The sequence below is a fragment of the Plantactinospora sp. WMMB782 genome (assembly GCF_049179135.1).
GTDB lineage: Bacteria > Actinomycetota > Actinomycetes > Mycobacteriales > Micromonosporaceae > Plantactinospora.
This window is the reverse complement of record NZ_JBMHMC010000007.1, coordinates 3,597,842-3,619,624: the sequence shown is the minus strand read 5'-3', so window position 1 is coordinate 3,619,624 and position 21,783 is coordinate 3,597,842. Positions and strand designations below refer to the sequence as shown.

17 protein-coding genes and 1 pseudogene are annotated in these 21,783 nt (G+C 73.4%); 9 read left to right on the top strand and 9 right to left on the bottom strand.

Annotation, left to right across the window (positions count from 1 at the left end; genetic code table 11):
- Positions 1 to 96: 96 nt before the first annotated feature.
- Positions 97 to 1,284 (bottom strand): FxsB family cyclophane-forming radical SAM/SPASM peptide maturase, encoded by a 1,188-nt coding sequence (locus ACN28A_RS18660; RefSeq protein ID WP_421396807.1) that lies wholly within the window; start codon positions 1,282 to 1,284, stop codon positions 97 to 99.
- A gap of 16 nt (positions 1,285 to 1,300) precedes the next feature.
- The gene (locus ACN28A_RS18655; RefSeq protein WP_421396806.1) at positions 1,301 to 1,480 is read right to left on the bottom strand and encodes a hypothetical protein; all 180 of its coding nucleotides are present in this window, start codon (positions 1,478 to 1,480) and stop codon (positions 1,301 to 1,303) included.
- Positions 1,481 to 1,808: 328 nt separating this feature from the next.
- Here ACN28A_RS18655 and ACN28A_RS18650 point away from each other — a divergent pair, with 328 nt between their 5' ends.
- From ACN28A_RS18650 to cydC, 5 genes and pseudogenes are all read left to right on the top strand, one after another.
- Positions 1,809 to 2,246, top strand: a complete 438-nt coding sequence (locus tag ACN28A_RS18650) for a BlaI/MecI/CopY family transcriptional regulator (protein ID WP_421396805.1) — start codon at positions 1,809 to 1,811, stop codon at positions 2,244 to 2,246.
- A 4-nt stretch (positions 2,247 to 2,250) separates the two neighbouring features.
- Positions 2,251 to 3,174 carry a M56 family metallopeptidase gene (locus tag ACN28A_RS18645; RefSeq protein ID WP_421396804.1) on the top strand — a complete coding sequence of 308 codons (924 nt, stop codon included), beginning with the start codon at positions 2,251 to 2,253 and terminating at the stop codon, positions 3,172 to 3,174.
- Positions 3,175 to 3,257: 83 nt separating this feature from the next.
- A complete protein-coding gene (locus ACN28A_RS18640; protein WP_421396803.1) occupies positions 3,258 to 3,389 on the top strand; it encodes a hypothetical protein in 132 nt (43 codons plus the stop codon).
- A pseudogene (gene cydD / locus ACN28A_RS18635) lies at positions 3,386 to 5,215 on the top strand (thiol reductant ABC exporter subunit CydD); the annotation flags it as partial. The gene ACN28A_RS18640 and the pseudogene cydD, both read left to right, overlap by 4 nt.
- 50 nt (positions 5,216 to 5,265) lie before the next feature.
- On the top strand, positions 5,266 to 7,224 hold the full coding sequence (gene cydC, locus ACN28A_RS18630) for a thiol reductant ABC exporter subunit CydC (RefSeq protein ID WP_421404490.1): 1,959 nt from the start codon (positions 5,266 to 5,268) through the stop codon (positions 7,222 to 7,224).
- Positions 7,225 to 7,252: 28 nt separating this feature from the next.
- On the opposite strand, the gene ACN28A_RS18625 is transcribed toward cydC, so the two are convergent.
- The gene (locus ACN28A_RS18625; protein WP_421396802.1) at positions 7,253 to 7,594 is read right to left on the bottom strand and encodes a PadR family transcriptional regulator; all 342 of its coding nucleotides are present in this window, start codon (positions 7,592 to 7,594) and stop codon (positions 7,253 to 7,255) included.
- A 154-nt stretch (positions 7,595 to 7,748) separates the two neighbouring features.
- On the opposite strand from ACN28A_RS18625, the gene ACN28A_RS18620 reads away from it, so the two are divergent.
- The 3 genes from ACN28A_RS18620 to ACN28A_RS18610 all read left to right on the top strand — a co-directional run bounded on the left by ACN28A_RS18620 (position 7,749) and on the right by ACN28A_RS18610 (position 12,671).
- The gene (locus ACN28A_RS18620) at positions 7,749 to 8,723 is read left to right on the top strand and encodes a DNA primase (RefSeq protein WP_421396801.1); all 975 of its coding nucleotides are present in this window, start codon (positions 7,749 to 7,751) and stop codon (positions 8,721 to 8,723) included.
- Positions 8,724 to 8,761: 38 nt separating this feature from the next.
- On the top strand, positions 8,762 to 11,098 hold the full coding sequence (locus tag ACN28A_RS18615; protein WP_421396800.1) for a transposase: 2,337 nt from the start codon (positions 8,762 to 8,764) through the stop codon (positions 11,096 to 11,098).
- A gap of 358 nt (positions 11,099 to 11,456) precedes the next feature.
- Positions 11,457 to 12,671 carry an ABC transporter substrate-binding protein gene (locus ACN28A_RS18610; RefSeq protein ID WP_421396799.1) on the top strand — a complete coding sequence of 405 codons (1,215 nt, stop codon included), beginning with the start codon at positions 11,457 to 11,459 and terminating at the stop codon, positions 12,669 to 12,671.
- A 492-nt stretch (positions 12,672 to 13,163) separates the two neighbouring features.
- Here ACN28A_RS18610 and ACN28A_RS18605 read toward each other — a convergent pair whose 3' ends face one another.
- The 5 genes from ACN28A_RS18605 to ACN28A_RS18585 form a co-directional block, all read right to left on the bottom strand.
- Positions 13,164 to 13,751, bottom strand: coding sequence for a GTP-binding protein (locus tag ACN28A_RS18605; protein WP_101369592.1), 588 nt, complete (start codon positions 13,749 to 13,751; stop codon positions 13,164 to 13,166).
- Position 13,752: 1 nt separating this feature from the next.
- A complete protein-coding gene (locus ACN28A_RS18600; protein WP_101371820.1) occupies positions 13,753 to 14,130 on the bottom strand; it encodes a DUF742 domain-containing protein in 378 nt (125 codons plus the stop codon).
- Positions 14,131 to 14,238: 108 nt separating this feature from the next.
- Positions 14,239 to 14,643: a roadblock/LC7 domain-containing protein gene (locus ACN28A_RS18595; RefSeq protein WP_421396798.1), complete on the bottom strand. Its 405-nt coding sequence runs from the start codon at positions 14,641 to 14,643 to the stop codon at positions 14,239 to 14,241.
- On the bottom strand, positions 14,640 to 18,203 hold the full coding sequence (locus ACN28A_RS18590) for a nitrate- and nitrite sensing domain-containing protein (RefSeq protein ID WP_421396797.1): 3,564 nt from the start codon (positions 18,201 to 18,203) through the stop codon (positions 14,640 to 14,642). The genes ACN28A_RS18595 and ACN28A_RS18590 overlap by 4 nt, the downstream gene beginning before the upstream one ends.
- Before the next feature lie 582 nt (positions 18,204 to 18,785).
- Entirely contained in the window at positions 18,786 to 19,865 is a 1,080-nt protein-coding gene (locus tag ACN28A_RS18585) for an adenosine deaminase (protein WP_421396796.1), read from the bottom strand.
- 152 nt (positions 19,866 to 20,017) lie between these two features.
- On the opposite strand from ACN28A_RS18585, the gene ACN28A_RS18580 reads away from it, so the two are divergent.
- Positions 20,018 to 20,878, top strand: a complete 861-nt coding sequence (locus tag ACN28A_RS18580; protein WP_421396795.1) for a putative RNA methyltransferase — start codon at positions 20,018 to 20,020, stop codon at positions 20,876 to 20,878.
- Positions 20,879 to 20,940: 62 nt separating this feature from the next.
- Here ACN28A_RS18580 and ACN28A_RS18575 read toward each other — a convergent pair whose 3' ends face one another.
- Positions 20,941 to 21,621: a DUF4272 domain-containing protein gene (locus tag ACN28A_RS18575; protein ID WP_278058175.1), complete on the bottom strand. Its 681-nt coding sequence runs from the start codon at positions 21,619 to 21,621 to the stop codon at positions 20,941 to 20,943.
- Positions 21,622 to 21,783 lie beyond the last annotated feature (162 nt).

Below are 21,783 nucleotides of genomic sequence, written 5' to 3'. Positions count from 1 at the left end.
CCAGGCAATCGTCCACGAGGCAGGAGTCACGTCCGGTACGGATGTCCGCCCTCGTTGGACATGCGCCTCCGCAGCCCCGACCGGCACAGCGGTTGACTATCCCGGCTCGCAGACCCGCAGCACGGAGAGTTCCGCGTTCAGCCGGACCCGGATATGCCGGATCAGCCGGGTGAGGTCCGGGCAGTACACCGAGGGGTTTTCGAACCCGTTCGCGGCACGGTAGCGGTGCGCGTAGAGGCCGCCGCCGCAGATCCGGACGAGCGGGCAGGACCGGCAGGTGGCGGCGAGGCCGGCCAGACCCGACTGCCGGGCCTGGACACCCGGTTGCGCGATCGCCTCGTCGAAGGTCGACGAGGCGACGTGCAGGCCGGTTGCCGCCATGCCCTCCTCGGTGGTCTTCAACGCGTCGCCCTGCTCGATCGCGCCGTCCGTCTCCACGGTGATCAGATCGCTGGGGCTCAACCCCACCACCTCGCTGCCGCTCCGCCCACCCAGCAGCAGGTCGACGAGCGACTCGAACAACCGGATGCCGGTGCGTTGCGGCCGGGTGGCGTACCACTCGTCGAAGATCCGGATGAGCCACTCGGCGTACGGGGCGTCGGTGGTGTCGGTTCGCCGGCCCGGCGGTGGGGTGGTCCAGTTTCCGTGCGGCAGCAGGAAGTCCATCCGGGGTGGGTGGAAGTCGAGCAGGCTCCGGTACACCTCGATCGGATCGTTCTCCAGGTTGACGGTGCAGAGGATTCCGCCGTACAGGTGCCGGTGGTGTTCCTGGTGCAGCCGGCGTAGCGCTCGTGCGACCAACCGGTGACTACCCTGACCGCCGGCGAAGACGCGATGCCTGTCGTTCGCCGCCGCCGGGCCGTCCAGGCTGATCCCTACCCGGATGCCGTGCTTTCCGAACAGTTCCAGGAACACCTCGTCGAGTAGTACCCCGTTGGTCTGGATCCGCAGGTCGACGGTGGTGCTGGCCGGGACGGCCGCCCGGATGGTACGGGCGGCGTGGTCGAGAAGGTCCGGGCCGGCCAGCAACGGCTCGCCGCCGTGGAAGATCACGGTGACCAGGTCGAGCCCGTGTCTCTGGGCGTGCTCCGCGATCCGCATCGCCGCCATCTCGACCACCGGCCGGGACATCACCTTGGGCTGGTTCCGCCAGGTCTGGTCGACGTGCTGATAGACGTAGCAGTAATCGCAGGCCAGGTTGCACCGACTATGAATCTTGAGCAGCACCTGCCGGACCGGCGTACCGACGACATTGTCGGAACCGACCGCACCGTTCCCGTTCACCTCGTCGGACAGCGCGTCAGATGTAGTTGTTGAACGCTGCCACGGTGTCCTGGGGGTGCCGCTGGGCCGCATCGATGACCCTCCGGATCGAGTTGGCCAGGACGCTCTCGTCCTCGTCCAGCAGCAGCACCTGGGCCAGCGGGATGTCGTCGAGATCGGCCAGGTGGCCCTCGACGTCGGGTCCGACTCTCTTCATGCCGCACTCGTCCTCCGCCGCGAAATGTTAGACAGAGATTACCGTGCGCGGCGATGCCAGCGGCTAGATCGTCGACCGGCGCCAACAGGTCCCGGCAGTCGGGGTCACATCGGCCTGCCGGATCATGTTCTCGCAGTTGAGTGGCACCACACGGGGGCGGTCCGCTCCGATAGGTTCGATCCGACTCGTCCACGACACATCGACCGTCGTCCGCGTCGCTTTTCCGACACCGCCGCCACGGCCGTCCGACGCAAGCCGCCGGCTGGACGATGTCGACGGGAACGACGGGGTCGGTAGCTGTACGACAGCAGGTAGTAGAATTGGCGTCGTGACGCGACTCGGTGATCTCGAACGTGCGGTGATGGACGTGCTCTGGGACCGGGGCGCCGGTGCCGGAGCGACCGTCCGCGAGGTCGCCGAGGCGCTGCGGGACCGTGAACTGGCCTACACCACGGTGATGACAGTGCTCGACCGGCTGGCCGGCAAGGGCATGGTCGAGCGCGAGCGGGAGGGACGGGCCTGGCGCTACCGGCCGGCCGCCAGCCGCGAGGCGCACATCGCCCGGCTGATGCTCGACGCCCTGGACCTGGCCGGCAGCCGGGACGCCGCGCTGGTCCGGTTCGCCCGCTCGGTCACCGGGACCGAGGCCGAGGTGCTGCGCGCGGCGCTGGCCGACGAGTCCGGGTCGAACCCGACCCGACTTCCGACACCGGCTGATCCCCTGGCGCCGACCGACCGGCCGCCCACCGCGAAGCGGCAGGGCTGAGCCGATGCTCTACGCCGCGCACTTCGCGCTCGCCGCGCTGGCCTGCTATCTCGCCGCCCAGGTCCTGACCCGGTCCGGCCGGCTGGGCGCCGGCTGGGCGTGGCACAGTCCCCGGATCGCGATCGTCTGCTGGCAGTTCGTCGGGCTCGCCCTCGGGCTCTCCGCGATCGGCCTGCCGATCTCGCTCGGGCTCGCTCCGTACGGCCAGGGCACCGGTTCCGCGCTGCGGTCGCTCGCCGGCGACCTCCTCGGCGGCGGCGACCTGCCGGCCGGCCTGGGCGTGCCGCACCTCGGTCTGGTCGGCGTAGGTGTCGGCGTGGCGGCGGTGCTGCTCGGCTCGACGGCCCGGAGCCTGCTCGGCGCGCTGCGCGCCCAGCGCCGGCACCGGGACCTGCTGACCCTGGTGGCCCGGGACGACCCGGCCGCGCCCGGCGCCCTGGTACTCGACCACCCGAGCGCGGCCGCCTACTGCCTTCCCGGGGTACGCCCGCAGGTGGTGGTCAGCGCCGGCACCCTGAGCCTGCTCGACCGGGCGCAGCTCGCGGCGGTCCTCAGCCACGAGCGGGCGCACGCCGACGAGCGGCACGACCTGGTGCTGCTCCCGTTCACCGCGCTCTGCCGGGCCCTCCCCGGCGTCCGCTGGGTACGCGTCGCACACGACACCGTCGCCCTGCTGGTGGAGATGCGGGCCGACGACAAGGCCCGGCGGCTGCACGCCGACGGCCCGCTCGCCGCCGCGCTGCTCCGGTTCGCCAGCGCCGGTTCCCGGGTCACCCCGGCCGGCGCGCTCGGGGTCGCGGACGGCGAACTCGACGCCCGGGTGCAGCGACTGCTGGACGCCCGCCGGCCGGGACGGCTGCCCGGGGTGGCCGCGCTGGCGCTGGCGACGACGCTGGTCGCGCTCCCGGTGTCGCTGTTCCTGCACTGAGCCGCCGGGCCATTACTACATCCCGTAGTAAACTGGCCCTGTCACGGAAGCTGCTGCCCCGGGAACGGAAGCTGCCCCGAGAGATGCGTGGGATATGGGTCTTCGACGGTCGCCGGCCACGCCGGTCGGACAGCGCGGCGCCACCGACACCGTCCCGGGCCACGAACGTGCTGCTGCTGGACGAACCGACCCCGACGCCGCCCGGACACCGGTGAGCCGCCGGCCGTTCGACCCCCGCCTGCTGCGCCGGGTGCCCGGCGCGCGGCGGCACCTCGCACTGCTCGCCGGGCTCGGCGTCGCCGCCGCCGGCCTGGTGATCGCCCAGGCCACCACGCTGGCCACGGTGCTGGCCGAGGCGGCGGGCGGGCGACTCGACCGGGCCGCCCTGGCCGGCTTCCTGGCCAGCGTGGCCGGCCGGGCGGCGCTGCTCTGGGCGCAGGGCACGGTGGCGGCCCGGGCCGCCGCCACGGTCAAGGCCACCCTCCGCACCGAACTGCTCGACGGCGTCGGCCGGCGCGGGCCGGGCTGGCTGTCCGGGCAGCGTACGGGTCAGCTCGCCACCCTGGCCGGACGCGGACTCGACGCGCTCGACGGGTACTTCACCGGTTACCTGCCGCAGCTCGTGCTCAGCGTCACGGTGCCGCTGGCCGTACTCGCCCGGCTGACCTTCGCCGACTGGAGCTCGGCACTTGTCATCGCGGTGACCCTGCCCCTGGTCCCGATCTTCGGGGCGCTCCTCGGCTGGCAGGCCCAGGCCGCCACCGAGCGGCAGTGGCGCCGGTTGGCACTGCTCGGCGGCCACTTCCTCGACATGGTGCGCGGCCTGCCCACCCTGCACCTGTTCGGCCGCGCCTCCGCCCAGGTCACAGTGGTACGCGAAATGGCGGACCGGCACCGCCGCGCGACGATGGGCACACTGCGGATCGCCTTCCTCTCCGCGCTGGTACTCGAACTGGTGGCCACCCTCTCGGTCGCGCTGGTCGCGGTGCCGATCGGCCTCCGGCTGCTCGGCGGAGGACTCGCCCTCCAGACGGCGCTGCTGGTGCTGTTGCTCGCCCCCGAGGCATTCCTGCCGCTGCGGGCCGCCGGCAGCCAGTTCCACGCCAGCCAGGAGGGACTGGCCGCGCTGGACGAGGCGCTCACCCTGCTCGACCCCGAGTCACCCACCGCCGCAACCACCACCGCGAGCGCCGCCGCCACAGCCACCGCAACCACCGCCGCGAGCGCCGCCACCGCGAGCGTCACCGCCGCCGCCGGCCGATCACCTGCCGCCGGCCGGCCATCCGCCGCCGGCCGGCCATCCGCCGCCGGCCGGTTGCCCACCACTGGTTATTCACCACCCGCCGCCGGCCAGTTGCCGCCCGCCGGCCAGCCGGGGCGGCCCGCTGAGATCAGGTTCGAGTCGGTCACGGTCGAGTACGAGCGCACCACCGCCCTGTCCGACGTCACCCTCACCATCCGGTCCGGCGAGCGGATCGCCGTCGTCGGGCCGAGCGGGGCCGGCAAGAGCACCCTGCTGCACCTGCTGCTCGGTTTCGTCGCCCCGAGCGGCGGACGGATCACTGTCGACGGTACGGACCTGGCGGCGCTGGACCTTCCGGACTGGCGTCGGCAGCTGGCCTGGGTACCGCAGCGGGCCCACCTGTTCGGCACCTCGCTGGCCGACAACATCCGGCTCGGCGCGCCCGAGGCACCCGAGGCGGCCGTCCGGGACGCGGTCCGGGACGCCGACCTGACCGAGGTCGTCACCGGGCTTCCGGACGGCCTGGACACCCGGCTCGGCGAACGCGGCCACGGGCTGTCCAGCGGGCAGCGGCAGCGGGTCGCGCTGGCCCGGGCCTTCCTCCGGGACGCCCCGATCGTGCTGCTCGACGAGCCCACCGCCCGGCTCGACGCCGGTTCGGAGGCGGCCGTACTCGCGGCCACCAGGCGACTGGTCGAGGGGCGTACGGCACTGCTTGTCGCACACCGCCCGACGCTGCTGGCCGGGGCGGACCGGGTACTCCGGGTCGAGGACGGCCGGGTCACCGAGGAGGCCCCGCCCGTGCACACCGACCCACCCGCACCTCCGCACCCCGCGCCGGCCGCCGGATCCGGCCCGGTGGGCGTCCCGGGGCCGGCAACGGTGTCCGAGGACGCGCCCCGGGAGGTGGTGGCGTGAGGCTGCAGCCCGAACGGACCGTCTGGCGGCTCGCCCGCCCGTACCTCGGGCGGTTGCTCGGCGCCGGCCTGCTCGCCGCCGGCACCGAACTCGCCGGGCTCGCCCTGCTGGCGAGCGCGACCTGGCTGCTGGTCAGCGCCGCCGGCCGGCCGCCGCTGGACACCCTCACCGTCGCGATCGTCGCGGTACGCGCCCTCGCGATCGGCCGGGGCGTGCTGCGCTACACCGAACGGCTGGCCGGGCACGACGCCGCGCTGCGGGTCGTCACCGAGGTCCGGGCCAGGGTCTTCGCCGCACTGGCGGCCCGGCGTACCGCCGGCACCCAGCGCTCGGCGGACCTGCTCAGCCGGGTGGTGTCGGACGTCGAGGCGGTGCAGGACCTGCTGCTCCGGGTACTGGTGCCCGGAGCGGCCGCCGCGCTCGTCGGCCTGCTCGCCGTGGCGGGTGCCACCGCCGTCGAGCCGCTCGCCGGGCTGGCCCTGGCCGGCGGACTGCTGCTGGCCGGGGTCGCACTGCCGGTGCTGGCGGCGCTGCTCACCCGGCGTACCGCCGCCCGGGTGGCACCGTTGCGCGGCGCGCTCGCCGGGGATGCGGTGGACCTGACCTCCGGCGCCGCCGACCTGGCCGCGTTCGGTGCGACCGGGGCGGCCCTGGACCGGGCGGACCGCCGGGCCCGCGAACTGGCCGGGCTGGAACGCCGGACGGCGGCGCTGGGCTGGGCGGTGGACGGGCTCGGGGTACTGCTGGCCGGCGCGACAAGCGCCGCCGTGCTGACCGTGGCGCTCCGGGCGGAGGTGTCCGGCGTACTCGTCGGGGTCCTCGCGGTCGGCACGCTCGCCGCCGTGGAGGCGGCCCTGGCACTTGTCGGCGCGGCGCGGCACTGGACCCGGCTGCGCACCGCCCTGACCCGGGTCGCCGACCTGCTCCGTAACGCCCCAGCCCCAGCTCCGGACCCGGCCTCAGCCTCAGCTCCAGCCCCAGCTCCGGACCGGGCCCCGGGCCCAGCCGACGCACCGCAACAACCCGCCGGGGCGCCACAACACCCGACCCACACACCGCAACAGCCGACCAACGCACCGCAACAACCAACTGACGCACCGCAACACCTCCGCTACCCGGCCCGGCGGTGGCACTGCCGGGTCGACGGGGTGGACCTGCGCTACCGCCGCCACGGCCCGCCCGCGCTCGACGGGGTGAGCCTCGACCTGCCGGCCGGTGCCCGGATCGCCGTCGTCGGGCCGAGCGGTGCCGGTAAGAGCAGCCTGCTCGGCGTACTGACCGGGATGGTGCGGCCGGATCGGGGGCGGGTGCTACTGGACGGCGTCGACCTCACCGAACTGCCCGTCGACCGGCTGCCCCGGATCGTCGGCGGGCTGCTCGCCGACGCACACGTCTTCCACGCCACCGTCCGGGAGAACCTGCTGCTCGGCCGGGCCGGTGCCACCGACGACGACCTGGCCGGCGCCGCCGCGGCGGCCGGCCTGCTGGACTGGGTACGCCGGCAGCCCGCCGGCTGGGACACGCTTGTCGGCGAGGACGGCGGTCAGCTCTCCGGCGGGCAACGCCAGCGGCTGCTGCTGGCCCGGGCCCTGCTCGCCGCCCCGGCCGGCATCCTGGTGCTGGACGAGCCGACCGAGGGTCTCGACCCCGCCGCCGCGGACGCGGTGCTCGACTCGGCGACCGCGCACGCCGGCCCGGACCGCACGGTGGTACTCGTCACGCACCGACTATCCGGTTTGGACCGGTACGACGAGATCGTCGTACTCCACGGTGGGCGCGTCACCGACCGGGGCGGCCACGCCGAACTCGCCGCCCGACCGGGTTGGTACCGCGACCAGTGGCTGCGCCAGACCGGCGCCCAACGCGACTACCTGGCGATCCGCTCCTGAGTCCCGCGAGGGTCAGGCAGCTCGCTGCTCAGGCTGGCGCGCCGGGCGTCTCCGGACCGCCGAGGAACCGGGCCACCGTCGAGCTGAACTCCTGCCAACTGCTCCGCTCGCCGACCAGGGCACGGTGCCCGGCACCGGTCAGCTCGTAGGTCCGGCGCTCCCGGCCGTTGACCGTGCTCCAGGCGCTGCTGACGTAGCCGGCCCGCTCCAGCCGGCGCAGCGCCGGATAGATGGTCCCGGTGGGCAGGTCGAGCACGCCGCCGCTGCGGGCCCGGAGCGCCTCGATGATGGCGTACCCGTGCAGCGCGCCCCGCTCCAGCACCGCGAGCAGCAGCGCATCGAGATGGCCGTGCAGCGCCTGGGCGTTCATAGGTAGCAAGACTACTAATATGTGCGGCAAACTCCAACGGGGTGCCGGCGTCCACGTTCGCCGCCGGCCTACTAGGGTGTGTGCGCAGAGTCACCGATCCGCCGGCAACCCTCGCCGGGTCGGGTGCCCATATCGAGCGCACACGGAGGTCAGCGTGGCCCGCCAGTCGTCCCACCGGCCCGAAACCGACGAGCCGGGCAACGAGTCCGCCGGAAGCGCCGGGGTCGCCGACCCCGGGCAGGCCGAGGCCGACTCCCCGGGAACCAGTGACGACACCGCCGGCACCGAGGACGCCGCGACGACGTCCGGCGCGCCGGACCGGTCGCTCTGGGAAGAGGTCCGGATCGACCCGGTCGAGATCGCCCTGCCGTCGGGCGCCGGTTTCACCCTGCGGGCCTACCGGCCGGCGAGCGAGCTGACCCCGACCGACATCGCCGACCGCGAGCAGGACGACCTCTTCGCCAGCCGGTCCCGGCGGGCCGAGGTCGACGAGGAGGACGAGGACGAGACGGTCGTGATCCTCGACGAGGAGGTCGCCGACCAGTTCGCCGAGGCCGACAAGGAGGATGCGGAGCGGAACGGCAAGGCCGACGCCGACGACTCCGACGCCGAACCGGCGGCTGCCGAGGCGGAGGAGGACGGCGAGGAGGTGCCGGCGTTCCTCACCCACCGGGGCAAGCTGCTGCTGTTCAAGAGTCCTGAGTCACTCGTCACATTCGTCAGGTCCGGCGCGCCGAACGACCTGGCCGAGCTGGACACCTGGGACACGCTCGCCGAGCGGATCACGCCGGCCGACGTCGCCCCGCTCGACGAGGACTCCTACGAGCTCGACCTGGTGGTGGAGAACCTGCGCGGCGGGCACGACGTCTGGGACTCGACGCTGCTGATCGAGGCCGGTGAGGTCGCTCGTGACCTGGCCTACGCGCTCCGGCTTCCCGCCGTACTGGATATGCTTTCCTCCGGCTCCAGCCTGGACGACCTCGACGAGGCGCTCCGGGCCACCGTTGCCGGCGGCCTCGGCGGATTCCGTGGTCGGCGGCGACTCAAGAAAATCGGGGCACAAACCGCAAGTCTCGGGTGGCGCACGATTATCGGCAAGATCTCTGCCGCCGTGGACTGGCGCGACTGACCCCTTACCAGGGAGCATCAGTCTTTGGCACACCACTTGTGTCTCGGGAGGAGGACGACGCCGTGGCGCTCGTGCGGGTGTACTGCGGTCTGGCCTCTGCGGATTCGACGGGCCGGCCGACCTCGGCCGGCGCGACGCTGACCTCCGCGGTGGTCGACGACGCAGGCAGACTGCTCCATGTCTGCGAGATCACCGACGACCCGGCTGGCTATGCCCAGCTCGGCGCGGTGCTCGTCGAGCGGAGCAGCGGGCCGAGCGGCGCGGCCGTCGCGGCGGACAGCGACGACCACATGGTCACCTCGCTGCTCAGCGCGGCCGGACGTCCCCTGGTCATCGCCGACGACGACTCCGTCGACGACTTCGCCGAACGGTTCGCCGACGACGAGTCGGCCGAGGAGCGGGACTCCGCCCCGGCCGAGCGGCGGGCCGTCGGACTCGCCCGGGCGTTGCAGGCCGGTGCGCTCTCCGCGGCCACCCTCCCGGCACCGCGCGAACTCGCCGGGTTCAAGCCGGTGCTCGCCGCGCACGCCGCGCTCGCCAACGGTCGGCACGCCGCCGCCGTGGCCCTGCGCGAGGTGCTGCGCGAGCTCTACCCGGCCGCGCTGCGGGCGTACCCGGATCCGGCCGAGCCGGTCTCGCTGGCCGTACTCGACGCGCTGCCGGAGCCGGGCATGCTCAGTGGCACCGCCGCTCGCGGCCGGGACACCTCGGTCGCCACCGACGCCATCGCCGCGCATCTCGCCGCGGACGGGGTCGCCGAGGCCGACGTGATCACCGAGGCGGTCACCGCGCTCCGGGTCGCCATCGCGGAGACACCTCGGCGGGGTGCCGCCAACAAGGCACTCACCTCCGCCGCGGCGGAGACCGTACGCCAGGCCGTCGCGGCGGTACGCGCCTGCGACGCCGGCTGTGACGCCCTGGTCGCCACCCTCACCGCCCGGGTCGGCACGCCGGAGCCGGGTCGTCGGGCTGCCGGCCGGCGCAGCGCTGGTGAGGCTGCCTCGCAGGTCGGCGCCGGGCTGCCCGGTCCGGCGCGGGAGCCGCTGCCCAGCTCGGGACGGCGCAACCGGCACCAGCCGGCGGCGAGCGGCCCGGCCACCCGCCCGCAGCCGATGGGACCGCCGCCGGTCGCGCCGGCACCGGTCGCACCGCCGCCGATGGCACCACCGCCGGTCACCCCCTCCGCCGCGCCACCGCTGTCACCGGCGGCCACGCTCTCCATGCCTGTCGTGCCGGTCTCCGGGCCGCCCCGCGAGCCCCGCACGGCCGCGCCCTCCTCCGCACCACCGGCCTACCATGCCGACACGATGGCGAACCGGCCGGTCTCCGCGCCGCCGCCTCCGCCGCCGGGCATGACCCCGATGCCGGCGCAGCGCGGGTCCATCCCGCCGGCCGAGGCCGGCGAGCCGTTCCGGGCCACCCTGACCACGGCCGCCATCAACAGCGCCCGCAACGAGCGGCGACCGACGCCGATCACCCCCCGGCCGAAGACCAACGGCGAGAGCGCGGCGCGTCCGGGCACGATCTCCGCCGCCGGTCTGACGGTCTCGGTGCCGGCGACCCGGCCCGAGCCACCGGCACCGCCCGGTTCCCGGGCGAACTGGCCGCTGGTGAACCCGGGCGACGAGCAGGACGACCGGGCCGGCGGGTCGGGCTACCGGGCCTACCCGGACGGGCCGTCCGAGCAGCGGGACGCCCCGGTCAGTGCGGCGCCCGCCGACGGGCGGGTCACCCCGCCGTGGCAGGCGGACGACCTGCCGCCGGAGCCGCCCACGCTGCGCCTGGTCGAGCCGCCGCCACTGGCGGACCGGACCCTGCCCAACGGGCTGCCCGCCGACAACCCGCCGCTGCGTCTGGTGGACCGGGACGAGCCGGCGGCACAGGCCGGTTCGGGGCTGCCCCGCCGGAGCGTCGCCGAGCCGAGTGCTCCGCCGGTCGCCGACGAGGGCGACGGCGACCTGCTGATCTTCGCGGCGGCCCGGTCCGCCTGGTTCACCGGCCACCCCGAAGAGGCCGAGGTGGAGTGGTCGTCGACCGCCGACAGTGGTTGGCGGGCCGCCGAACAGGCGGCCCGGCCCTCCGTCGGCGCCTCGACCACCGCCGGGCTGCCCAAGCGGGTGCCACAGGCCAACCTGGTGCCCGGCTCGCCGCTGCGGGACGAGCGACCGCTGCGGATCGTCCGCGACGCGGCCCGGATCGCCGAGCACACCACCGGGTACTTCCGGGGCTGGCGGCGCGGCCAGGAGATCGGCGGCTACGCAGTGGGTGGCCGGCCGGGCCGGGAGGCCGCCGGGGGCTGGGACTTCAGCCGGGACCCGGACGAGCGGGCCGACAACCGCGACTACGAGTACCGCTCCGCCGGCTACCGCTCCTGACCGACCCGGTCCACCGGCACACCGAGGACCCACACCAACGACCGTGCTCGCCCGACGGCCGGTGTGGGTCCTCCACGTCTGCGGCGACTGCCGCTGCGGCCGCTGGCGACGCCGGGTCCCGGGCCGGGCTGTGCGTATTCGCTCGGGCACCCTCCGCGGCACCGCGCCGACCGCTCGACAGCGCCGCCCGGCCTGTCCGGTCAGGAACGCTCGACTGACCGGCCAGTCAGGATCATACCTACGTCGACCTGGTGTTTCTCGCCACAGTGTGCAGAGTTGACGGTGCCCGGGAGGGGCAGCCAACATACCCCGGGACCGTGGGCGACACCTACGACCAGCGCATGGAGGGTGGGCAACGATGGCCGGACCGGCAGTCGAGGCGTGGACCCTGAGCCGGCGAGGCCTGCTGGCGGCGACCGCCACCAGCCTGCTCGCCGCCTGTGGAAAGAGCGACGAGGGGCCGGTCGGGCCGCCCGGGCCGGGTGCCCGGGAACTGGTCATCGGCGCCAGCCTCGAACTCACCGGCCCCGGCCGGGTGCTGGGCGTACTCCAGGAACGGGCACTGAAGATCACCGTCGACAAGTTCAACGAGCAGGGCGTGCCGGTCGGAAACCTGCGTCGCAACCTCCGGCTGGTGGTCCGGGACAATGCCAGCGAGCCCCGGCTCGCCGCCCAGCACGCGACGGAGCTGGCCACCCGGGAGAACGTGCACGCGCTGATCGGCGGCTGTTTCGCCGAGACGTCCCTGGCGATCATCCCGATCGCGCAGCAGCAGCAGGTGCCGTTCGTCTCCTTCGCCGCCGCCGACAACCTCACCGTGCCACTGGCGCAGCGGACGTACATCTTCAAACTCACCCCGGACGCCCGGGACGTGGCGCGGGCGCTGGCCCGGCTGATCAGCGCGCAGGGCTTCGAACGGGTCGGGCTGGTGGCGACACCTGGCCCGCACGGCGATTCGGGCGTACGGGCCCTCACAGCGGCCCTGAAGGCGGTGGACGTCGACCTCGTCAAGGTGGCCCGGCTGCCCCGCGCCGAGCATGCCGACTACGGCTCGACGGTGCGGAAGGTGACCAACCGCGATCCGGAGGCGGTGATCGTCTGGGGCACCGCGCCGTTCTCCGGCACCGCGGCCCGGGCGCTACGGCAGAGCGACTTCCGGGGCCGAATCTTCTTCGACGCCGGCGCGGTTGCCGAGGACACCCTCTCGGAGGAGAACGCACCCGCGGTCGAGGGCGCGTACGTCGTGCATCCCGGCTCGCTGAACAGCTCGTCGCTGACCAACACCACCCCGGCCGGGCTGGACCGCCGGGAATTCGCCTACCGCTACATCCACCTGCACGGCTCGTTCAGCGGCTTCGCGCCGTACGGGGCCGACGCGCTGCGACTGATCGTCAACGCGGCCCGGCTCGGCAAGAGCGTCGACCGGGGTCGGCTGCGCGCCTATCTGGGCAACCAGATCACCGAGGGGATCGCCGGGTCGTACTCGTTCGCGCCGATCCGGCACGGCGGAATGGAACCGGACTCGCTGGGTGTCTTCACCGTGGTCTCCGGCTCCTGGAGCCGGGTCTCCTGAGCCGGTCGGGGCCGGCCCCCGCCACGGGGCTACCAGGCGTCCGCCGCCATCCCGGTCCCACAGTGCACGCTGGGCCGTCCCTGCGCCACAGTGCACGCCGACCTGAACGCTTACACCAGGGTTGGGCGCTCGGCCCCGCCGACCTCCGGAACGGAGCTGACCTCCGGCATCCACGCCACAGCAGGCCTGCGGACAGCGGCCCTACGGACATTGGACCCTCGGAACAGCAGTGCGCCTCCGCACAGTGGACCCCTGGCGCCGAGGCCACTGTGTCCTACCGTCCCGGCACCACAGTGGACAGTGCCGGAGCGGCGCCGGCCGGAGCCGGACGGGCCGTCGAAGGGCGCGTTCCGCGCCGTCACCACCGGGACGCGGCAGGCCGCCGGAAGGCGGACAGCCGGCTTGCCGACGCGGGCCTGGCGGCCTCGTCGGGCAGGCCGGGCACCGGCCTACGGCCGGGCCACTCCGGACGGGGCGGCCGGCTCGCGCCGGTCAGGCCGGGGCGACGGCGCGCGAGCGCCGCATGGTGAGCACGTACTCGACAAGCGAGATCAGTACGTGCTTGGTCGACTCCCGGTTCCGGGCGTCACACGCGACGACCGGCACCTCGTTCGAGATCGCCAGCGCGTCCCGCACGTCCTGCGGGTCGTGGTACTGCATACCGTCGAAGCAGTTGATCGCCACGAGGTACGGCAGCCGCCGGTGCTCGAAGAAGTCGATGGCCGCGAAGCAGTCGGCCAGCCGACGGGTGTCCACCAGGACGACCGCGCCGATCGCTCCCCGCACCAGTTCGTCCCACATGAACCAGAACCGCGTCTGGCCCGGGGTGCCGAACAGGTAGAGGATAAGGTCCCGGTCGATCGAGATCCGACCGAAGTCCATGGCGACCGTGGTGGTCGTCTTGCCCGGCACCTGGCGGGTGTCGTCGACACCCACACCAGCCGACGTCATGATCGCCTCGGTGGTCAGCGGCGTGATTTCCGAGACCGAACCGACAAGTGTCGTCTTGCCGACGCCAAAGCCACCGGCGATCACGATCTTCGCCGATGTCACGCGCCCGGCCGTTGGACGGTGCGACATGTCAGAGCCTGCGAAGTCCACTCAGCACCCTCTCCAGCAGTTCAGTGCCCACCGCGTCGTTTGAGTCGTCCAGGATTGTCGGTTCGTGCACCGCCACCAGGCCGTCAGCGGCCATGTCGGCGATCAGGACCCGAGCCACTCCGAGCGGTAACTGCATCCGCGCCGCGATCTCCGCGAGCGACTGCAGCCGACCATCACACAGCGCGGCGATGTATTGATGCTCCCGGCCCTGGCCGCCATTGCCGTTGCCGGCGGACCGACCGCGCACCGTCGTCTCGACGAGCGCCTCCAGGGCGATGTCGAGCCTCGGCCGGGTACGACCACGGGTAACGGCATATGGCCTCACCAGCGCGCCAGTCGGCTCGTCGCGTTCGGCCATCATCACCGTCCACCCCCTTTCACGTCGTACCCGAGACTCAACGCCTGGAGTTCGTCATTGTTGCATTGTCGTCGCGCCGGCCGGCGAGCCACACCGGCCGGATACCACCTAGCTCAGCATCCCCGCGGCGGCCCGGGCCGGCGGCGTCAGAGCGTCACCGACCCGGTCGACGAGCAGTGCCATCTCGTAGCCCACCTGACCCACGTCACAGCTGCGGGCGGCGAGGACCGCGAAGGACGAGCCGTCCGAGATGGACATCAGGAACAGGAAACCATTGTCCATCTCGACCACCGTCTGCAGCACCGCCCCACCCTCGAAGCAGCGCGCCGCTCCCTGGGTGAGGCTGACCAGGCCGGACGCGATCGCGGCGAGCTGATCCGCCCGGTCCCGCGGGAGGTCCCGTGACGACGCCAGGAGCAGGCCGTCCGCGGAGACGGCGATCGCGTGGGCGACGCCGGGCACACGATCGGCGAAGTTGGCCAGCAGCCAACCGAGATCCTGCGTAGATGTCATCCTTCATGCTCCTTCTGGCCGCTCGCGGTCGCGGGGCCCACCTCGGCCTGCGGGGATTGCTGCCCTGCCGGAGTCGCCTCCGGGTTGGTCGACTGGTCGTCCGTCGGGTGCGTGCGGCCACGCTGCACCCCACGGTGGTACGCGGACAACAGCCCGCGCACCGCCTCCGGCGTACGACGCTGCACCGAGGTGGTCGGCTTCTCCACGGCTCCGGGCACCAACTGTGCCATCGGTACCCGCTTGGGCAGTCCGGTCTGGGTGGTCTGGTTCGGCGTCGTGGCGGCTGTCGTGGCCGCCATGGCCGCCCGCCAGCCGTCGTCGGCAGCAGTACGCCAACCGCTGCCCTCGCCCGGCCGACCGGTGCCGTTGGTTGCCGGCCCGGTTCCCGGCTGCTGGCCACCGGGGACCGGACTGTCGACAGGTGCCGCGTTGCCTGTGGTCGGTACGGACCTGATCCGGGCCGCGTCGGGAACGGCGGTGTCCACCGCGACGGCCTGGCCGGTCGCCTGGGGAGCCGTACCGGCTCCCTGCGGCTGCCCGCCGGTTTCCTCGGGCTTCCGGCGGGTGCGGAACCACGCCGACTCCAGTTCGCGGAAGATCGGCAGTTCCATGGTCTCGTCGGCGAACTTCGGCCGAGCCTCCACGTTGGCCGTGGCCTCCGCCGCCGAGGGCCGAGCCATCCGAGGCAGCTCGGCAGTCATGTCCAGGGCTGCGGCCAGCCGCTCCGGCACCGGCGGTGCGGCGGCCTCCCGGTCCGGCGTGTTCACCGGTGGCCAGGCCGGCGGGGCGTTGCCTGACTGGGCCGGCGACGGCGCGCCGGGCGGCTGTGCCGGAGCGGGCTGGGGCGCCGGCTGCCCGAACGGTGGTGCCGAGACCGGCGGCTGGTTGAACGGCGGCGCCGAGACGGACGGCTGCCCGAACGGTGGCGCCGAGACCGGCGGTTGCCCGGCCGGCGGTGCCGAGACCGGCGGTACCGGCGGCGGCGTGGCGGCCGGTGGCAGCGCGCTCAGCCCGTTCGGCTGGTTCGACTGCGGCTCCGGCGTGACCGGACGCTGCCGGGGGATGAACCCGGACATCGTCGTCTCGGCCGGCGACGGACCGGCGTCCTGTTCGGTGGCCCGCCGCTGCGGCAGCGGCTCGATGTCGTGCCCGTTCGGCGTCCGGGGCGTGAAGGGATCGTTCCCGTTCCGGGCCACCCCCCGGGCGCCGGTGAGGTCGGACCAGGCCGGCATCTCCCTTGGCTGGTTCGGGGCGCCGCCGGTGTGCCCACCGTTCATCGCCGGCTCGTACGGCCGGCCGAGCGGCGTGCCGTCGCGGTTGCGGTCGCCGCCGAAGCCGGGGCCGCGGTCACCGCCGCCGAAGCCCGGACCGCGGTCGCCACCGAAGCCGGGGCCACGGTCCCCGAAGCCCGGAGCGTGGTCGCCGCCGAAGCCCGGACCGCGGCCACCGCCGCCGAAGGCCGGTGCCGGCGTGGCCGCCGGACCGCTTTCCAGAGCGAGCGGGCCGCCGATCGCCGGCCGGGCGGCCGGTTCCGGCGCGACCGGACCGCCGGGCTGCTGGGTGCGGCCGGAGAGCGCCCGCGGGATCAGCATCGAGGCGGGCAACGTGACCTCGGCGACGGTCCCCCGGTCGGGGCCGGGCCGCAGCTCGACGCGTACGCCGTGCCGGGAGGCCAGCCGGGCGACCACGACCAGACCCATCATCCGGGAGACGGTCACGTCGACGGCTGGCGGCGTGGCGAGCCGCTCGTTGAGGTCCTGCAACTGCTCGGCGGTGATGCCGATGCCCCGGTCCTCGACGAAGAGGGTCCCGCGGTCACCCACCCGGCGGGCCTCCACCATCACCTGCGAGTCCGGCGGGGAGAAGGCCGTGGCGTTGTCGAAGAGCTCGGCGACCAGGTGCACCAGGTCGTTGACGGCGGCGGCCTGGACCTCGAGGTCCCGGTCGACCATGCCGAACTCGATCCGGGTGTAGTGCTCGACCTCGGACTGCGCGGCCCGGAGCACGTCGATGAGTGCCGCCGGTTCACGCTGCACACGGGTCGAGTCGGCGCCCGCGAGCACCAGCAGGTTCTCGTCGTTGCGGCGCATCCGGGTGGCCAGGTGGTCGAGCTGGAAGAGCTCGCCCAGCCGGTCCGGGTCCTCCTCGCCCCGCTCCAGCCGGTCCAGGTGACCGATGAGCCGGTCGACCAGGATCTGCGAACGGCGGGCGAGGTTGACGAACATCGTCGCGACCGAGGCGCGCAGTGCGGCCTGCTCGGCGGCGGTCCGGACGGCCTCCAAGTGGACGGCGTTGAACGCCTCGGTCACCTGCCCGAACTCGTCCTTGCTGCGTACCGGTAGTGGCTCGGCGATCTGGTTGGCCACCTGCACCGGTGACATCTGGGCGGTCATCTGCGGGTCACGCAGTCGGGAGACGGCGTGCGGCAGGCCGTACTGGGCGATGGAGAGCGCACCGTGCCGCAGCTCGCGCAGCGAACGGGCCATCGACCGGGCGACCAGGTACGCGAAGAGCACCGCCAGCAGCAGCATGCTGAGCAGCAGACCGGTCTCCAGGAAGACCGTCCGCTGCACGTCGTCGCGGAGGGCGCTCGCCTCGGTCAGCACGTCGGCGTCGAGCCGACCCTCGACGGTACGGATCAGCTGGGCGTTGCCGAGCATCGCCGAGTCCCAGTCGTCGGCGTCGAACGGCGCGTCGGCCATGCTCTCGTTCGTCCGGCCCCGGATCCAGCCGCCGTAGCTGTCGACCTCGCGCACGTCGGCGCCGGTGACCGTCTCGTCGTAGAACGCCGCCTCGGGACCGGTGGCGATCGCCTTGAAGGTCTGCAACGCCTGCTGCTGACCGGTTTCGGTGGCGATGTAGTCGGTCTGCAGGGCGGCGGTCAGCTGACCGTCGATCAGGGCGCGGTGCACCACGACCCGCCGCATCGAGAGGAACTCCTTGCCGCGCGCGTTGGCGGCGGCGGCCCGCATCCGGTCGCTCAGCGAGGAGTCGCCGGCGAGCTGCGAGGCCAGGTCCCGGATGTTCAGCAGATCGTTGATCAGACCCTCGTACGACTGCGCCGCGTCGGTCAGCTTCAACTTGGAGTTGATGACCTGGCTGCGGATGCCCGGCAGGTCGGCCAGGCCCTGGTCGATCTGGGCCAGCAGCGTGTCGAAGTTGCCCGGCAGCTCGTCGAGCTGTGCCCGGCGTTCCGAGTAGGGACCCTTGGCCTTGTCGACCTCCGGGTGCACCTTGCCGTACGCGTCCCGGGCCGCCTTACGGGTCGCGTCGTTGCGCGAGCCGAGCAGAAGTACGGCGCCGGCCCGCTCGTTCTGCAGGTCGTGCACCAGTTCACCGGAGGTCTGGGCGAGCGTCGCCAGGGTGTGCGCCCGGTTCGCGTCGTCCAACGTCTCCATGTGGTCGACGATGCTGGTCGTGCCGACCACGACGACCGCGATGGTCGGCGCGATCATGATCAGACCCAGCTTCGACCAGATCGGCATGTCGCGCAGCCGGCCGGCGACCGGCCAGCGGAGACGCGACAGGATCGGGCTTGCTGTCTTCGGCCGCTTGCTCACGTCACCGCCTTCCCATCCAGCACCCGACCAAAGGCCCAGGGCACCGCTGATCGACCGACCCGGGCGGGTCGGACCTCCGAGATTCCATCACGCCACAACTCAAGAAGAAAGCCCAGGTTGTCACCGACTGGAAGCGCATCGGGATGTCCCGGCGATTTGACAGCAGTCTGTCTTTCTGGCGTCACCCAGGGTAGTCACGCATCCTGTCCATGCTCTACTGTCACCGACCGTCCGGAGCCGGAAGGTCGCTGCTCGGCCCGTACCCGGGACCCGCACCGCAACGTATCGAACGTTACCGGCACGGGGAAACCCTACGCCCTCGCGTACGGTGGCTGCGCCCGGCTCCGGTGTCACCCGCGAGCCTGCATCTCCGCAGCGGGAAGAACCATTGCCCGACCGGTCCGGTACGGCAAGGCCGAAGTGCCGGATTACGCGGTCCGTGCGGACCACCGAATAGCCGCCAGGCCAGTCGAACTGACCGGCCCGGCAGATTTCCCGACCAAAAGAGATAGCGGACCGGAAATCGTCCGAGACGTCCCCACTTCGCGGCCGACCGGCAGCCGGCCGTACCGGGTCCGGCCGTCAGGGCAGCAGCTTGGCGTACGCCGGCTTGATGACCTCGTTGATGATGGCCAGCCGCTCGTCGAACGGGATGAAGGCGCTCTTCATCGCGTTGATGGTGAACCACTGCAACTCGGCGTAACCGTAGCCGAACGCCTCGACCAGCAGCGCCATCTCCCGGGACATCGAGGTGCCGCTCATCAGCCGGTTGTCGGTGTTGACCGTGACCCGGAAGCGCAGGTCCCGCAGCAGCCCGATCGGGTGCTCGGCGATCGACGGCGCGGCACCGGTCTGCACGTTCGAGGAGGGGCAGAGTTCCAGCGGGATCCGCTTGTCCCGCACGTACGCCGCCAGCCGGCCGAGCACCGGCCGGTGGTCGCCCGGGGTGATGTCGTCGACGATGCGTACCCCGTGCCCGAGCCGGTCGGCACCGCACCACTGGATCGCCTGCCAGATCGAGGGCAGCCCGAACGCCTCGCCGGCGTGGATGGTGAAGTGGAAGTTCTCCCGTTGCAGGTATTCGAAGGCGTCCAGGTGCCGGGTGGGCGGGAAGCCCGCCTCCGCACCGGCGATGTCGAACCCGACCACGCCGGTGTCCCGGTGCCGGACCGCCAGCTCGGCGATCTCCTGCGACCGGGCGGCGTGCCGCATCGCGGTCAGCAGCGTCCCGATCCGGATCGGGTGCCCGGTCGCCGCCGCCTCGGCGGCACCCTCGGCGAAGCCGGCCAGCACCGCCTCCACCACGTCGTCGAGGCCGAGCCCCCGCTCCAGGTGCTGCTCCGGGGCGAACCGGACCTCGGCGTAGACCACGCCGTCGGCGGCCAGGTCCAGGGCGCACTCGGCGGCCACCCGGCGCAGCCCCTCGACGGTCTGCATCACCGCCACGGTGTGTGCGAAGGTCTCCAGGTAGCGCTCCAGCGACCCCGAGTCGGCCGCCGCGACGAACCACCGGCCCAACTCCTCGGGGTCGGTGGTGGGTAGCCGGTGCCCGACCGCACCGGCCAGCTCGACCACCGTGGCCGGGCGCAGCCCGCCGTCCAGATGGTCGTGCAGCAGCGCCTTGGGGACCCGCAGGATGTCGTCGTAGCCGATCGCCGCCATGCACCGACCCTAGTGGCCCGGCCGCCCCGCCCGGCGGCCGCACCACGGCACGCGTGACCGGCCACTACCCGGGCACCCGTGACCGGGCACCATCCGGGCACCCATGACCGGGCACCATCCGGGCACCCCTGGCCGGGCACTATCGTGACGGGGTGCCACCCGAGGTCCTGCGTCGGCTGCGCTGCCCGGTCTGCGGTCGGCCGCTGGCCGCCGTACCGCCGGCCGCCGTGGTCGCGCTGCGCTGCCCGGTCGGGCACAGCTTCGATCTGGCCCGCCAGGGGTACGTCAACCTGACCGCCGGTCGGGTCACGCACTCCGGGGACAGCCCGGCGATGGTGGCCGCCCGGGAGGAGTTCCTCGGCGCCGGTCACTACGACCTGATCTCGAACGCACTCGCCGACGCCGCCCGGGAGATCGCCGGGCCGGCCGCGCGGGCGTACCCGGAACTGGTGGTGGACGCCGGAGCCGGCACCGGCCGGCACCTCGCCGCGGTGCTCGACGCCCTGCCCGCCGCCGTCGGGCTGGCTCTGGACGTCTCCAAGCCGGCGCTACGGCGGGCCGCCCGCGCCCATCCCCGGGCCGGCGCCGCGCTCTGCGACACCTGGCACGGGCTGCCCCTCGCCGACGGCTCCGCCGGGCTGCTCTGCAACGTCTTCGCCCCGCGCAACGGGCCGGAGTTCCGCCGGGTACTCCGGTCGGACGGCGCCCTGCTGGTGGTCACGCCGGCCGCCGAACATCTCGGCGAGCTGGTCGACCGGCTCGGCCTGCTCCGGGTCGACCCGGCCAAGGAGGCCCGGCTCGCCGGCAGCCTGGCCGACCACTTCACCCCGGCGGGTACGGCGACGCACCGGGCCACCCTCCGGCTCGACCGGACCGAGCTGCGCACCCTGGTCGGGATGGGCCCGAGCGCCTGGCACGCCGACCCGGCCCGGCTCGACCGTCGGATCGACGACCTCCCCGACCCGACCACCGTGACCGTCGCGGTCCAGCTGACCGTGCACCGCCCCCGCTGACCACCGGACAAGCCGGCCACCGGGGCGCCGCCAACGGCCACCGGGCGGGCGCCGGGCCGCCGTCAGGTGGAGAGGTCGACCTCCTCCCAGCCGGCGGGCGGGTCGTGGAACGGTCCCCGGAACACCACCGCCCACTCCAGCGCCCACCGCCGCTGGCCGATCGCGTTGCTGTCGATCATCCCCGGCAGTCGCAGCCCCTCCTGCTCCGCCTCCAGGTAGCCCCAGTCGAGGCAGTAGTAGAAGTCGAGTACGGCGGCCACCTCGGCCGCGTCCCGGGGCGCCGCGAGGATGCGGGACCGCCACTGGGCGAAGGTCTCCCCCGCCGCCAGGTTCGGCAGCCGTTCCATCAGCCGCTCGTCGCTGGGCTCGGTCGGGTCGAGATGCCGGCTCAGCCCGAGTACCCAGGCAAGCGCGAAGACCGCGTCGTGGTGCAGTACGAACGAGCGGTGGTCGCCCCGGCTGCCCATCACGAACTGCCACTCCGGTGGCGTGACCGCCTCCACCAGGTGCGAACCGAGCAGCCAGCTCATCCCCGCCTCCGGCGACAGCCCGAAGCAGCGGGCCAGCACCAGGTGCAGTACGGCCGTCCGGGCCTCGATCTCGGCCGTGGGGCGCAGCTCGACGGCGTCACCCGGCTCCCACACCAGCGGAAACTGCGCCGGCGGCAGGGGCAGTCCCAGCCGCTGCAACTCGGCGACATTTTCGGCCCGGACCGACTGCGGGTCGGGAGCGGATACGGTCACAGCGTTGTTTCCCGTCACGTCGGAGTCGCATCGGGCCCGCACGGCGCCCACGGCACCAGGCACGCGTGGACCCCTCGTCGAGCCGACCCAGTACCCCGTGCTACCCCTCGGCGACGCAGGATAGCGGGTCGGCCGCGCCGACACCATCGCCACCCGGCGTGG

Excerpts from the sequence above, each read along its gene's own strand:
- ACN28A_RS18655 (WP_421396806.1), bottom strand. The coding sequence starts at position 1,480 with ATGAAGAGAGTCGGACCCGACGTCGAGGGCCACCTGGCCGATCTCGAC.
- ACN28A_RS18645 (WP_421396804.1), top strand. The coding sequence starts at position 2,251 with ATGCTCTACGCCGCGCACTTCGCGCTCGCCGCGCTGGCCTGCTATCTC.
- ACN28A_RS18640 (WP_421396803.1), top strand. The coding sequence starts at position 3,258 with ATGCGTGGGATATGGGTCTTCGACGGTCGCCGGCCACGCCGGTCGGAC.
- ACN28A_RS18625 (WP_421396802.1), bottom strand. The coding sequence starts at position 7,594 with ATGAACGCCCAGGCGCTGCACGGCCATCTCGATGCGCTGCTGCTCGCG.
- ACN28A_RS18610 (WP_421396799.1), top strand. The coding sequence starts at position 11,457 with ATGGCCGGACCGGCAGTCGAGGCGTGGACCCTGAGCCGGCGAGGCCTG.
- ACN28A_RS18605 (WP_101369592.1), bottom strand. The coding sequence starts at position 13,751 with ATGTCGCACCGTCCAACGGCCGGGCGCGTGACATCGGCGAAGATCGTG.
- ACN28A_RS18600 (WP_101371820.1), bottom strand. The coding sequence starts at position 14,130 with ATGGCCGAACGCGACGAGCCGACTGGCGCGCTGGTGAGGCCATATGCC.
- ACN28A_RS18595 (WP_421396798.1), bottom strand. The coding sequence starts at position 14,643 with ATGACATCTACGCAGGATCTCGGTTGGCTGCTGGCCAACTTCGCCGAT.
- ACN28A_RS18585 (WP_421396796.1), bottom strand. The coding sequence starts at position 19,865 with ATGGCGGCGATCGGCTACGACGACATCCTGCGGGTCCCCAAGGCGCTG.